The 13796-nt window shown below is 71.9% G+C and carries 9 protein-coding genes and 2 pseudogenes; 5 read left to right on the top strand and 6 right to left on the bottom strand.

Annotated features, from left to right (window positions below):
• Positions 1-2 precede the first annotated feature (2 nt).
• From H4N64_RS32470 to argB, 3 genes and pseudogenes are all read left to right on the top strand, one after another.
• On the top strand, positions 3-1562 hold the full coding sequence (locus tag H4N64_RS32470) for an ABC transporter permease (RefSeq protein WP_186286029.1): 1560 nt from the start codon (positions 3-5) through the stop codon (positions 1560-1562).
• 1 nt (position 1563) lies between these two features.
• Complete coding sequence (locus tag H4N64_RS32465) at positions 1564-2640, top strand: ABC transporter ATP-binding protein (RefSeq protein ID WP_186286027.1); 1077 nt, start codon at positions 1564-1566, stop codon at positions 2638-2640.
• A gap of 1107 nt (positions 2641-3747) precedes the next feature.
• Positions 3748-4531, top strand: a pseudogene (gene argB / locus H4N64_RS32455) (acetylglutamate kinase).
• Between the two features lie 157 nt (positions 4532-4688).
• On the opposite strand, the pseudogene H4N64_RS46475 reads toward argB, so the two are convergent.
• From H4N64_RS46475 to H4N64_RS32430, 6 genes and pseudogenes are all read right to left on the bottom strand, one after another.
• Positions 4689-4943 (bottom strand): annotated as a pseudogene (locus H4N64_RS46475) (GNAT family N-acetyltransferase); the annotation flags it as partial.
• A gap of 199 nt (positions 4944-5142) precedes the next feature.
• Positions 5143-5373, bottom strand: coding sequence for a hypothetical protein (locus H4N64_RS32450; protein WP_186286023.1), 231 nt, complete (start codon positions 5371-5373; stop codon positions 5143-5145).
• Entirely contained in the window at positions 5370-6947 is a 1578-nt protein-coding gene (locus H4N64_RS32445) for an amidohydrolase (protein ID WP_186286021.1), read from the bottom strand. Before H4N64_RS32445 ends, H4N64_RS32450 begins: the two co-directional genes overlap by 4 nt.
• Positions 6947-7813, bottom strand: a complete 867-nt coding sequence (locus H4N64_RS32440) for an ABC transporter ATP-binding protein (RefSeq protein WP_186286019.1) — start codon at positions 7811-7813, stop codon at positions 6947-6949. The genes H4N64_RS32445 and H4N64_RS32440 overlap by 1 nt, the downstream gene beginning before the upstream one ends.
• Positions 7810-8925 carry an iron chelate uptake ABC transporter family permease subunit gene (locus tag H4N64_RS32435; protein ID WP_186286017.1) on the bottom strand — a complete coding sequence of 372 codons (1116 nt, stop codon included), beginning with the start codon at positions 8923-8925 and terminating at the stop codon, positions 7810-7812. The genes H4N64_RS32440 and H4N64_RS32435 overlap by 4 nt, the downstream gene beginning before the upstream one ends.
• Positions 8922-9989 (bottom strand): FecCD family ABC transporter permease, encoded by a 1068-nt coding sequence (locus H4N64_RS32430; protein ID WP_222109669.1) that lies wholly within the window; start codon positions 9987-9989, stop codon positions 8922-8924. The genes H4N64_RS32435 and H4N64_RS32430 overlap by 4 nt, the downstream gene beginning before the upstream one ends.
• Positions 9990-10229: 240 nt before the next feature.
• Between H4N64_RS32430 and H4N64_RS32425 the strand changes: the two genes are divergently transcribed.
• Positions 10230-11927: an ABC transporter ATP-binding protein gene (locus H4N64_RS32425; protein WP_186286015.1), complete on the top strand. Its 1698-nt coding sequence runs from the start codon at positions 10230-10232 to the stop codon at positions 11925-11927.
• Between the two features lie 65 nt (positions 11928-11992).
• Entirely contained in the window at positions 11993-13771 is a 1779-nt protein-coding gene (locus H4N64_RS32420; protein WP_186286014.1) for an ABC transporter ATP-binding protein, read from the top strand.
• The last annotated feature ends 25 nt before the right edge of the window (positions 13772-13796 follow it).

The following is a 13796-nucleotide window of genomic DNA, read 5'->3' as shown; positions in this document are numbered from 1 at the left end:
GCATGCCGACCCTCACCCCGCGCCGGGCGCGGCGGTTCCTGCCCCGCCCGGCACTGGCCTGCGCGGCGGTGCTCGCCGTCGGCGTCGCGCTCATCCCGCTGGTGTATCTGGGGATCCGGGTTGGCCAAGCGGGCTGGGGCCGGATCGCCGACGAGTTGTTCACGGCGCGCACCGGGGATCTGGCAGGCCGGAGCGTGGCGTTGGCGGGGGTCGTCACCGCGGCCTGCACCGTCCTGGGCGTCGCCGCGGCGTTCCTGGTCACCCGCACCGACCTGCCGGCCCGACGGGTGTTCGGGGTGCTCGCCGCGCTGCCGCTCGCGGTGCCCAGCTACGTCGCCGCGTTCGCCTGGGTGTCCCTGGCCCAGGGTTTCGAGGGCTTCTGGGCGGCGGCGCTCGTGCTGACGCTGGTCTCGTACCCGTATGTCTATCTGCCGGTCGCGGCGGCTCTGGTCGGCGTGGATCCGGCGCAGGAGGAGGTGGCGCGGTCGCTGGGGCGCGGCCCGTGGCAGACGGCCGTCGGCGTGACGCTGCGCCAGGTACGCCCGGCGGTGGCGGCGGGCGCGCTACTCGTCGCGCTCTATGTGCTCTCCGACTTCGGTGCCGTCTCGATCCTGCGGGTGGACGTATTCACCCGGGCTGTCTTCACCGCGATCAACCTCGGTTTCGACCGCACCGGTGCGCTCGTGCTCGCCACGGTCCTCGTCGCCCTCAGCGCACTGGTGCTCCTGGCCGAGCAGCTCAGCCGGCGGCGTGCCGCCCGCTACGCCCGCCTCGGCGGCGGGGCGCCCCGGCCTCCCACGCGGCTGCGCCTGGGCCGACTGCGGTGGCCGGCCGTGCTGGGGCTCGCCGGTGTGCTGGGCGCGGCTCTGGGCGTGCCGGCCGTCAGCCTGGTGCGGTGGTTCGGCGAGGGCGTCTCACGGCCCGGGTCGCTCGGCGAGCTGGCCGACGCGGCGGGCAACTCGCTCGGGGTCGCCCTCCTCGGCACGGTTCTCACCGTGGTGCTTGCGCTGCCGGTGGGGCTGCTGTCCGCCCGCGTGCCCGGCCTGCTCGCCGTCGCCCTGGACCGCTTGGCCTATCTCTCCCACGCGCTGCCCGGCCTGGTCATCGGGCTCTCGCTGGTGTTCTTCGGCATCAACGTGGCCTACCCGCTCTACCAGAGCGTGTGGCTGCTCGCCCTCGCGTACGCGGCACTGTTCCTGCCCCTCGCGGTCGCCGCCGTCAGTGCCGCCGCGGCACAGGCCCCGCCCGGTCTGGAGGAGGTGGCCCGCTCACTCGGGCGGCGCCGGGCGTACGTCCTGCGCACGGTGACGCTGCCCCTGGCCGCACCCGGCATCGGCGCCGGCGCCGCACTGGTCTTCCTCACCTGCATGAAGGAACTGCCCGCCACCCTGCTGCTGCGCCCGACCGGCATGAACACCCTCGCCACCGGCCTGTGGACGCACACCTCGGTCGCCGCCTACGCGGCCGCCGCACCCTACGCGGCCCTGCTGGTGCTCATCGCCGCCATGCCCACCTGGTGGCTATCGGCCCGCACCGGAGTCCTCACCCGAACCGGGGGCTGACATGGCGGAGCTGCGCATCACCGACGTCCGCAAGGCCTACGACCGTATCCAGGCGCTGTCCGGGGTGGATCTCACCGTCCGCTCCGGAACCCTGGTGGCCGTCCTCGGCCCCTCGGGCGCGGGCAAGACCACGCTGCTGCGCTGCATCGCCGGCTTCGAGACGCCGGACGCCGGAGAGATCCGGATCGACGGCCGTCGTGTCGCGACCCGCGGCGCATCGGTGCCGCCCGAGCGGCGGCGGATCGCGGTGGTCCCCCAGGAGGGCGCGCTCTTCCCGCACCTGTCCGTCCTCGGCAACGTCACCTACGGACTCGGCCGCTCCGCCCGGCGGGCCGGCCGGGCGGCCACCGTACTTGAACTCGTGGGCTTGGCGGGTTTCGAGGGCCGGATGCCGCACCACCTCTCCGGCGGGCAGCAACAGCGCGTTGCGGTCGCCCGCGCACTCGCGCCCCACCCGCCGGTCGTGCTGCTCGACGAGCCGTTCAACGCACTCGACGCCGCCCTGCGGGCCGAACTGCGCCGAGACGTCCGACAGGCCCTGCGCGCCGACGGCGCCACGGCCGTCCTCGTCACCCACGACCAGGCGGAGGCACTGTCCGTGGCCGAGGAGATCGCGGTCATGCGGGACGGCCGCATCGTCCAGAGCGGACCACCGGAACTCCTCTACAGAGAACCGGCCGACCCGTGGGTCGCCGGGTTCGTGGGCGAGGCGGTGTGGCTGCCCGCCACGGCGGACGGCGACCGGGCCCACACCCCGCTGGGCACGATACGGCTCACACCAGTCGAAGGCCGTCTGCCGACCGGACCGATGCGCGTGCTGCTGCGGCCCGAGCAGATCACGCTCGCCCCACCCGGCGATCCGGATGCCATCGCCGCGACCGTCGTACGGCGTGACTTCTACGGCCACGACGCCATGCTCGTCCTGCGCCTGACCGACGGCACCCACGTGACCGCCCGCATCTTCGACCCGGCCGCCCTCCCGCCCGCCGCCGACGACGAGGTCGCCCTGCGCGTCCGCGGCACCGCCCGCATGTTCCCACCCAGCGCACGCCCAGGGGCCACGCCCAGCCACCCGTAACGGACGACCCCACTCGTGATCCCGCTGGATGCCCACTGTTCCAGGCTCGATTTGATCGCTGTCAGCCCATCGCTCACCTCGTCCCGGTCTTCGCCGCCCCGCCTGGCCGGTGTGCCCGCGCATAGCCGCTGGGGCGCCCGGGCCGTACGGCCTACGTTCACGTGTACACCGGCACATCTGGCATGGATCAAGACCGAGTTCGTCACCGGTTACCGCTTGGTCCGCTGAGTCCGGCCCCCGTCCAAAGGCCGTTGCCTCATCAGAGAACTCGAAGGTCAACCCTTCGCTCGAGTCAGCGGGCCGTCCGGAGCGGGGGCGCCGATCCTGCCGGTCGGGGACGACTCGGTCCACCACCGGCAGGCCTGCGCAGGCATACGCCAGGTGTTGGTCGACCTCCTCTGTGAAGTAACCCGTGGAGGGAACAAGCAGTGTTGGGCCAGCTCGTGCGGCTCCGCCGGTCTCGCCTCAATGGCCCAGTACGCGTCCTTTCCCTGGGACAGGCGGATGCGGTAGGGCACGATGTGCCCGACGACGTTGCCCCGCCAACCGGCTGCGCGCCAGCGTCACCTCGTTCCAGCCCCAGACAAGCGGGCGGTCAAGCGGAGAGGGCTGCCGGTGCGTGTCGGCCAGGAGAGGCAAAGAGGATCCCGGTGCCCTCGTCCGTTCCTTTGCGCAGGATCGCCGGCCAGGTGTCGGCGTCCTGCTGACGGCGGCGGACGCCTTCACGAACGCCATACAGCCCTTCGTCGTTGCCGACGCCGTGGCCGACTGCTCCGCTGAGGAGCATTCCATGGCACTCCAGTGGGCCGCGCACAGCGGCATGGTCTGCACAACCGACCGTCTGCTGCGCGATCTGCTCCTCAACCGGCAAGCGTCGGACGACGTGATGGCTTCGGATGGATAACCGGCCCAGGGACGATCGTCCTCTCCGGATACCGGATCACGCTCGCGATCCACGAAACAGCGCGTACAGCTCGTGAAGGAGTGAGAACACGCATGGCAACAGTCGTCGTTCAGGGCGCGGACGTGGAACCGTCCGTCGGGGCACTGCCTTTGCCGGAGGAGCTCGAGGGCGGCGTGGTCGTCGTCAAGTTCGGCGGCAGCGCCATGGTGGACGGCAACCTGCAGCGGACGTTCGCCCAGGACGTCGTGGACCTGTGGCGTGCCGGGGTGCGTCCGGTCGTCGTGCACGGCGGTGGACCCCAGGTCAGCGCGATGCTCGACCGCCTCGGACTGGAGGTTCGCTTCGAGGCGGGCCTGCGGGTGACCACTCCGGAGGCCATGGAGGTGGTGCGCATGGTCCTGACAGGCCGTGTCCAGCGAGAGCTGGTCGGCTGCATCAACGCGCATGGCCCCTTCGCCGTAGGTATGACGGGTGAGGACGCGCACACGATGACCGCCGTGCGGCGGTCCGCCCGGGTGGATGGCAGACCGGTCGACATCGGTCTCGTCGCCGACATCGTGGACGTGAAACCGGACACGGTACGCGTGCTCCTGGAACAGGGACGTATCCCGGTGGTCTCCCCCGTGGCACGTGGCACCGGCGGGGAGATCTACACGTCAACGCCGATCTGGCGGCGTCGGCGCTGGCCACGGCCCTGCGCGCCGAACGGCTCGTGATGCTCACCGACGTGGCGGGGCTTTACGCGACTGGCCGCACAGCACCGAGGTGATCGAGCGCCTGGCGGTCGGCGAGTTGGACGCGTTGCTTCCGGGGCTGCGGAGCGGAATGCTGCCGAAGATGGAGGGCTGTCTGCGAGCCGTCCAGTCCGGGGTGCGCAAGGCGCATGTACTCGACGGCCGGGTGCCGCACGCCCTGCTGCGGGGCATCCTCGGCGAGAACAGCCCAGGCACAACGGTGGTCCCGGACGACAAGCGGAACGGCGCCTGACCGCTGGCCACGCCCCCTGCGCTGTCACAGGATCCGAGCGTTGCGGCGGGTCCAGGGACTGGGCCCAGGCGGCCAGCGCCATGCCGGGGGACGACGGTCTGAACCCGTACCGGAGGAAGAGATCGCCCCCGCCGATGGTGGCCGTGAAGAGCCCTCCCAGCGACTGGGCGCTCGCCCTGGCCAGTACGGCACGCATGAGCCGGGTCCCCACTCCGTGTCCCTGCCTGTGGCGGGCCACGCAGAAGTTGTACAGAACGCCTGCCGACCCGAGTCCGGTCGCGGTGTCGGCGGCGTGGACGCGCAGCGCGAGACACCCGTCGAGTGTGCCGTCGGGAGCCTCCGAGACGACGAAGTCGGCCGCGCGGAAGGCGTAGAGGGAGTCAGGGCGTTCACGCAGGGCTCCCGAGCGCACGAACGGCCGGGAAAGAGTCACCAGCACGGCGGCATCCTCCGGGCTCGGGACGCACGGAGGATGTGGTCGGCGGCTGGGTGGGGCGCGGCATTGCCGTGGTCCAGGCTTTCCTTCCTCGGATGCGCCGTGCGCAGGACAGCTCACCGGCCTGGTCACAGACAAGCGAGGGGTTCGCGTTCCCGGCCGGACCGGATCGTGCCTACGCGCAGGGACGGCCCGGGTAGTCCTCGCTCTCGGGTACACCCGCCGCGCGCATCCTGCGGAGGACCTCCTGCTGGGCCGCTTCGTCGTCGATGTACACGGGACAGTTGGTCTCCCGATCGAAGACCAGGGTGCCGGCGGCGGTGTTCCAGATGACCCACCTGGGCCATTGCTCATCGTCCTGCCAGAGGTCCGCGTATGCCTCGATGGCGTCTTCCAGCTTTTTCACGGCGTGGCCCTCTCCGTCTCGCGGCCGTCGACGTACGTCGCCACCACTTCGATGTCACCGATCCTCGAGGGGTCGACGCGCCGCGGGTCGTCACCCAGCACGACCAGGTCGGCGCGCTTGCCCGGGGTGAGGCTGCCCGCGCGGTCCTCCCAGTGGCAGGCGAAGGCACCGGCGGCGGTGTACGCGTACAGGGCCTGGTCGACGGTGATGCCCTCGTCCGGGCCGATCACCTGGCCGGACGTGGAGGCTCGCTCGACCATGAACTGGATGGCCCGCAGCGGTGAGCCGTCCGTGACGGGGCGGTCGGAGCTGCCGACCAGCGTGATGCCGTGGTCCAGGAAGCCCCTGCCGCGGTACAGCCAAGGTGCCCGTTCTTCTCCCATGATCGCCGCGTAGTCGTCGCCGAAGTAGCGCAGGAAGTTGGGCTGGACGACCGCGGCGACGCCCAACTGTGCGAAACGGGCGAGCTGGTCGGGGCGGATCAGGCCGGCGTGCTCGATGCGGTGCCGCGCCTCGGGGCGCGGCCGCAGGCGCTGGGCCCGTTCCAGGGCGTCCAGGGCGACATCGGTCGCGCGGTCGCCGATGGCGTGGACGGCGAGCTGCCACCCGGCGAGGTGGCCGTCCACGATCGTGTCGGCGAGTACCTCAGGGTCGTCCTGCAACTGGCCCGTGTGGTCCAGCCCTTCGTACGGATCGCTGAGCGCGGCGGTCCGGGCCATCATGCCGCCGTCGGTGTAGATCTTCAGCGCTCCCACGGAGAGCCAGTCGTCGCCGAATCCGGTGCGCAGGCCGAGGTCGAGGGCCCGGGGAATGCCGTCGGCCTCGTGCGCGGCGACCGGGCGCAGCCGGTCCGCGGACACCATGAGCTGCACGCGGAGCGGCAACAGGCCCTTCTCGCGGGCGAGTTGGTAGGCGCCCAGTTCGACGGGGCTGTGGCCGAAGAGGGTGCCACCGATGCCGGCCTCGGCGCAGGCGGTGACGCCCTCGGACAGGCAGGACCGGGCGGCGCGCCCGATCGCCTCGGCGAGCTCCTCCTGGGAGTACGGCAGGCGCAGTGCCCGCGCCGCTCCCATGGCGCCCTCGGCGAGGAAGCCGTTGTCGTGCGGGATGTCGGCGGGGAGCAGGTCGAGCACGGCGGAGTTGACGACGCAGCCGTGCCCGGAGTCGTGCATCATGAACACCTTGCGGCCATAACTGACCTTGTCCAGTTCGGCGGCGGTCAGGTGGCGGCCGAGGGCCCTCTGGTCGTAGCCGGCGATGCTCACCCAGGCGCCGTGTGAACACTGCCGGGAGACGGCCTCCTCCACGACGGCGAGCACGGCGTCGATCCGCGTGAGACCCGCGATGCTTGGGGTGTTCTGCTTGAAGCCGGTCCAGGCCAGGTGAACATGGGCGTCGATGAAGCCGGGCAGTACGGTGGCGCCCTGCAGGTCGATCACCTCGCGTGCGGGCAGGGAGGTCACGGCCTCGTCGAGGCCGACGATCCGGCCCTGCCAGATGCCCAGGTCGTGGGCGACCGGATGGTCCGGGTCCATGGTGAGGAAGCGGGCGTTCGTCAGGCGCATACAGAGCATCAGCGGTGTCCCTGAGAGAGGTCGGCCATGACGGTCGCGGACGAGTCGTCGGGGGCGGGGCGTTTGGGCGCGGCGGGCACCATCAGCGGCGTACCGGTTTCCGGGTCGTCGATGATGCGGCAGGGCAGGCCGAAGACGTCCTCGATCAGCTCGGCCGTCATGACGCTCGCCGGGTCGCCCTCGGCCGCGACCTCGCCGCCGGGTCGCATGACGATGAGGTGGGTGGCGTAGCGGCAGGCCTGGTTCAGGTCGTGCAGGACGGCGACGACGGTGTGGCCCTTTCGCGCGTGCAGGGCCGCGCACAGGTCCAGGACCTCTACTTGGTGCGCGATGTCGAGGAAGGTGGTGGGCTCGTCCAGCAGCAGGATGGGGGTCTGCTGGGCGAGCACCATGGCGAGCCAGACGCGCTGGCGCTGGCCGCCGGAGAGGTCGTCGACGGGCCGGTCGGCGAGTTCGAGTACGCCGGTCTGCCGCATCGCTGCGGTGACGGCGGCCTCGTCGTCCGCGGACCACTGCTTCAGCAGCCGCTGGTGGGGATAGCGTCCGCGGGCCACCAGGTCGCCCACCGTGATACCACCGGGCGCGGTCGACGACTGCGGGAGCAGCCCGAGCCGGCGGGCGACCTCGCGGGTGCGATAGGAGGCGATGGCGGCTCCGTCCAGGTAGACCTCCCCCGCCTTGGGCTTGAGCATCCGTGCCAGCGCCTTCAGCAGGGTGGACTTGCCGCACGCGTTCGGCCCGATGATCACCGTGAAGGAGTGGTCGGGGATGTCGACGCCGAGGCCGGTGGCGACGGTCCGCTGGTCGTACGACAGCGTCAAGTTCTCGGCCCGCAGGCGGGGCGCCGGGGTGTTCGTTCCTGTCATGCGCGGCTCTTTCGGGACTCGGTGACCAGCAGCCAGATCAGGTACAGGCCGCCGATGGTGCCGGTGGCCGTACCCACCGGAAGGAGGGCGGGGGCGAAGAGGCGCTGTACGGCGAGGTCGCTCGCCGTCAGCAGGACGGCACCCATGAGGGCGGTGGGCACGAGAGCCGGGCCGGAGGCCCCGGTCAGCCGGCGGGCGAGTTGGGGTGCTGCCAGGGCGATAAACCAGATGGGGCCGGTCACCGCGGTGGCGAACGCGGCCAGAGCGACGCTGATGACCAGCAGGACGGCGCGGGTGCGCGTCACGCTGACGCCGAGCGCGGTCGCCGTGAGGTCACCCATCTCCACCATGGACAGGCGACGGGCCAGCACGAAGGCGAGCGGGAGGAGTACGACGACGGCGAGGCCGATGGCGTTGGCGTGGGTCCAACCGCGGTTGTTCAGGCTGCCGATGAGCCACGCCTGGGCTTCCAGCGCCTCCTGCCAGGTCGCCCGGGTGATCAGGTAGGAGTTGACGGCGAGTAGCAGCGCGCTGACCCCGATGCCGATGACGACCAGCCGGAACCCCTGCAACCCCCGCCCGATCATGAGCAGATACACCAGGGCGGCCGTGGCCAGGCCGCCGATCAGGGCACCCAGCGCGATCTGCGTCATGCTGCCGTGCATCACGATGATGACCACCAGCGCGCCGACGGCCGACCCGTTGGTGAAGCCGATGAAGTCGGGGCTGCCGAGGGCGTTGCCGGTCAGGGTCTGCAGGATCCCCCCGCTGACCGCGAGCGCCGCTCCGACGCACACCGCGGTCACCAGACGGGGCATGCGCAGGGTGTTGACGATGAAGTCGGCACCGGCGTCTCCGCTGCCGGTGAGCGCCCGCAGGACCTCTCCGACGGACAGGGCGAAGTCACCGGTGGTCAGGCTGACACCCATGACGACGACGAGTACGGCGAGCAGCACGGCCGTCACGGCCACCACGCGCCCCTGGATCCGCACGGAGACTCCGCCTCGCCCGGTCCGTACGACGAGTCCGCTGATGACCCGCGGCTTCGCGAGGCGCGGGACGGCGGGGGGCGCGGCGGTGGCGGTGGTGCCCGGCTTCCGTACGGTGCTCACAGCATGACCAGCTTTCGGCGGCGGCACAGCGCGATGAACAACGGTGCACCGAGGAACGCGGTGACGATTCCGACCTGGACCTCGCCGGGCGCGCCGAGCACCCGGCCCAGGACGTCCGCGCCGATCAGCAGCACGGGCGCAAGGAGCGTGGAGTACGCGAGCACCCATCGCTGATCCGGGCCGACGATGAAGCGAGCCACGTGCGGTACGGCGAGGCCCACGAAGCTGATCGGGCCGACCGCGGCGGTGGCGGCGCCGCACAGCAGCATCACCGCGACGGCGCCCAGCACCCGGGTCCGGCCGACGTTCACGCCCAGCGCGCGTCCCATCTGGTCGCCGAGGGCCAGGGCGTTGAGCGACGGGGCGATTGCCAGGGCGATGAGCAGCCCCACGGCGACGAACGGCAGGACGACGTACACGACGTCCAGGTACCGGCCCGCCAGCGCACCCACCGTCCAGAAGCGGAACTGGTCGAAGGCCCGCGGTTCAAGCAGCAGCACCGCCGAGCAGAAGGCGAACAGCACGGCCGTCACCGCCGCTCCCGCGACGACCAGCCGGTCGGGCGTGGCCAGTTTCCGCCCGGAGGAGCCCAGCAGGTAGACCACCACCGAGGTGAGGGCCGCGCCGGCGAGCGCGAACCATATCTGACCCAGCACCGATCCCACCCCGAGGTAGGCGATGGCCAGGACCACGCCGGTGGCGGCGCCCTGGCTCACGCCGAGCAGACCGGGGTCGGCGAGCGGGTTGCGCGTCAGGGCCTGCATCAGCGCGCCGGACAGCCCGAGGGCCGAACCGACGAGCAGTCCGAGAAGGGTACGGGGGATGCGGTAGTCGTGGATGATGACCGAGTTTTCCGACCCGTCAGGACGCCACAGCAGGCTCCAAGTCGAGGTGAACGGAATGCCTCTGGTGCCCACCCACACGCTGACCAGTCCGATCAGTACCAGGGCGCCGAGGGAGAGCAGCAGTCCCGCGCCGTGGAGCGCGGCCACGCTCCTCCGGGTTGCGGGCACGGCGGGACCGGTGACCTCGGTCCCGGGCACCGCCTGGGCTTCGACCGACAACGACAACTCCCCCTGGCGGCGGCTCACCGTGCTCTCACCGCGTCACCGGACAGCGCGACGCATGAACAGCGGAATGTTACTTAGGTGAGGCTAACCGCACGCCAACGGCCGGTCAACGCACAGGTATTGCACGTCACGGGTAACGGGTAGACCCCGGAGGGCGCCGCACAGGTCTGGACTGACGGGCAGCTTAATTAGAGTAGCCTCACCTAACCATCTGACCATCGGCGGAGGTACCGCATGCCGGCTGGAGGACCGACGGGGGGACACGTCCTCCGTGGAGCGATCAAAGCCCAACGCCGCCGCCTTGTGGCGGCATCCCTGCTCGGCATGGCCCACCAGGGGTGCGAGGCCATGGTGCCCTTGGTCATCGGCGTGATCATCGACGACGCGGTGGCCACAGGCTCCGCCGGAACCATGCTGCGCTGGCTGCTGATCCTCGCCGCCGTCTTCCTCGTCCTGTCCACGTGTTACCGGATCGGCGCCCGGATCACGGACGGCTCGGGCGAAGAGGCTGCGCACCGGCTCCGGCTCCAACTCGGCACCAGGGTGCTCGATCCACGCGGCGGCGCCGACGCCGACCGGCTCCCGGGCGAGTTGACCAGCGTCGCCACCAACGACGCCCGGCGCGCGGGCCTGGTGGTGACCCTGGTCCCGTATGGCTCCGCGGCCCTGGCCGCCCTCGCGATCAGCGCGGTGGCGCTGCTGCGCATCTCGGTGCCGCTCGGCCTGCTCGTCCTGCTCGGCATACCGCCCCTGCTGTGGCTGGGCCACCGCATCAGCCGCCCGCTGGAACAGCGCAGCGAGACCGAACAGGAGCGCGCCGCCCATGCCTCCGGCGTCGCCGCCGACCTCGTCGCGGGGCTGCGGGTGGTCAAGGGAATGGGCGCCGAAGCAGCCGCCGTGTCCCGGTATCGGCACACCAGCCAGGACTCGTTGGCCGCCGCGCTGCGTGCCGCCCGGAGCCGGGCCGGGCACGAAGGCGCCGTCCTCGCCCTGACCGGCGTCTTCATCGCGGCGATCGGGCTGGTCGGCGCATACCTGGCCATGCGCGGCAGCATCAGCGTCGGCGATCTGGTGGCGGCGGTGGGACTCGCCCAGTTCCTCCTCGGGCCGTTCCAGCTGCTGACCTACGTCAACGCCGAGTTCGCCCAGGGCCGTGCGTCGGCCCGCCGGATCGCCGAGGTGCTGGCGGCACCCGCTGCCGTGGAACCGGGCGGCGCCCCGCCTCCCGACCCGGTCGCCGGCGAGATCCGGCTGCGCGGTGTCGCGCTCGGTGCGCTGCGCGGGATCGACCTCGACATCGCGGCCGGAAGCCTCACCGGCATCGTGACCAGGGACCCGGCCGCGGCGGGCGATCTCCTGCACTGCCTGGCCAGGGAGACGGATCCGGTCGAAGGCGTGATCGAGCTCGACGGCGTGCCCCTCGCCGACCTGGACCCCGACGATCTGCGCCGCGTGATCCTGGTCGCCCCTCACGACGCCGATCTGTTCGAAGCCAGCCTCCTGGACAACGTCCGCGCCGGAGCGGACCCGGCCACGACGGACGTCGAACCGGCCCTCACCGCATCGGCGGCCGACGACGTGGCCCGACAGCTTCCCGACGGCGTGCACACCGTGCTCGCCGAACGCGGCCGCTCCTTGTCCGGCGGGCAGCGGCAACGCGTCGCGCTGGCCCGCGCACTGGCCGCCGAGCGCCCCGTACTGGTCCTGCACGACCCGACCACCGCGGTGGACACGGTGACCGAGTCCCGGATCGCCGCCCGGCTGCTGGACATCCGTCGCGGACGCACCACCATCCTGGTCACCACCAGCCCCGCACTGCTGGCAGCGACCGACCGGGTCGTGGTGCTCGACGACGGCACGGTCACCGCCGACGGCAGCCACGCCCAACTCGTCGCCGCCGACGAGACCTACCGTGCGGCGGTGCTGACATGACGTCCGAGTACGGCACGGAAGTGAGCGCCACGGAACGGCCCGACGAAGGACGGACCCAGACAACGATGAGCGAAGCCAGTCCCGCAGCGAACCGCGCGCTACTGCCGACCGCCAGCGGCGCCGAGACCCTGGCCGCACTCCGCGCCCTGCTGCACGGCCACCGCCTCCTGGCGGTGACAGCGCTGGGCGTCCTGGTCGCCGGCACCGGCACCGGCCTGCTGACGGCTCCCCTGCTCGGGCACGTCGTCGACCTGGTGGTGGGGCAGGCGGGTACGGATGCCCTGGTGCTACCGACGGTCCTGCTCATCTCGGTCGCCCTGGCCAGCGGTGCAGCCACCGCCGTCGGCAGCGCGCTCGTGGCCCGGCTGGGCGAGACCGTCCTCGCGGCTCTGCGGGAGCGGTTCGTCGAGCGGGCCCTCGCGCTGCCGCTGGAGCGAGTGGAGGCGGCCGGTTCCGGTGACCTGGTCTCCCGGGTCACCGGCGACGTCTCCGTGATTACGAACTCGGTGCGCCAGGCCCTGCCGGAGTTCGCCCGATCCGCGCTCGTCATCGTCCTGACGCTCGTCGGACTCGCCGTGCTGGACTGGCGGTTCCTGATCGCTGTCCTGCTGGCCGTGCCGGTCCAGGTGCTGTCCGTGCGCTGGTACGTGCGCCGGGCCGCGCCCGTGTACGCCGAGCACCGGGTGGCCACCGGAGCGCTCCAGCACCAGCTCCTCGACAGCGTCGGCGGCGTCCGCACCGTACGCGCCTTCCGGCTCAACCGCGTGCACGCAGACGTCCTGGAGCAGCGGTCGAGGTCGGCCGTCGACCTCGCGCTGCGCGGCATTCACACGGTGACCGGGTTCTTCTCCCGGCTCAACCTCGCCGAGTTCATCGGGCTGTCGGGGGTGCTGGTCACCGGCTTCCTGCTGGTCGAGGGCGGCTCGGTGAGCATCGGCACGGCGACCGCGGCGGCCCTGTACTTCCACAGCCTGTTCAACCCGGTCAACGCCGCCCTGTTCCTCCTCGACGACGCCCAGTCGGCGGGCGCCAGCCTCGCCCGCCTGGTCGGCGTGTCGAACCTCGCCGGCGAACCGGAGCCCGGCGGTCGAGCCGTACCGGTGGACGGCTCGGTCAAGGTCTCCTCGCTCACCTACCACTACGTGTCCGGCCACCCGGTGCTGCGCGACGTCGACCTGGAGGTGGGCAGCGGGGAACGGGTCGCCCTGGTGGGGGCGAGCGGAGCCGGCAAGACCACCCTCGCCAAGCTGATCGCTGGTATCCACCAGCCGTCCGGCGGCACGATCACGCTGGGCGGCGTCGACGCCGGGGAGCTCGGCCCCGCGGGCGTCCGCCGCGCCGTGACGCTCATCAGCCAGGAGGTCCACGTCTTCGCCGGACCGCTGGCCGAAGACCTGCGGCTGGCCCGGCCGGAGGCCACCAATGAGGAACTGCGGGCGGCCCTGGCGACGGTGGGGGCCCTGGAATGGGCTCAGGCACTGCCCGACGGGCTCGCCACGGTCGTCGGCGAGGGCGGCCACCGGCTGACCGTGTCCCAGGCCCAGCAGCTGGCACTGGCCCGCCTCGTCCTCGCCGACCCGCCGATCGCCATCCTGGACGAGGCCACCGCCGACGCAGGCAGCGCCGGCGCCCGCGTCCTGGAGGCAGCCGCCCTGAAAGCACTGGAGGGCCGCACGGGCCTGATGGTGGCGCACCGCCTGCCCCAGGCCGCGACCGCCGACCGCGTCGTCGTCCTCGACGAGGGCCGGGTCGTAGAGAACGGCACCCACGAGGAACTGGCCGTGGCGGGCGGGCGGTACGCCACGCTGTGGGCGGCGTGGGCGGACAGCCGGCAGGGGGCGTAGAGCGGAGTGGAACAACGACTCCGGT

The sequence above is a fragment of the Streptomyces cupreus genome (assembly GCF_014257025.1).
In the GTDB taxonomy this organism is placed as follows: domain Bacteria; phylum Actinomycetota; class Actinomycetes; order Streptomycetales; family Streptomycetaceae; genus Streptomyces; species Streptomyces cupreus.
This window is presented reverse-complemented; position numbering and strand designations above follow the sequence as displayed.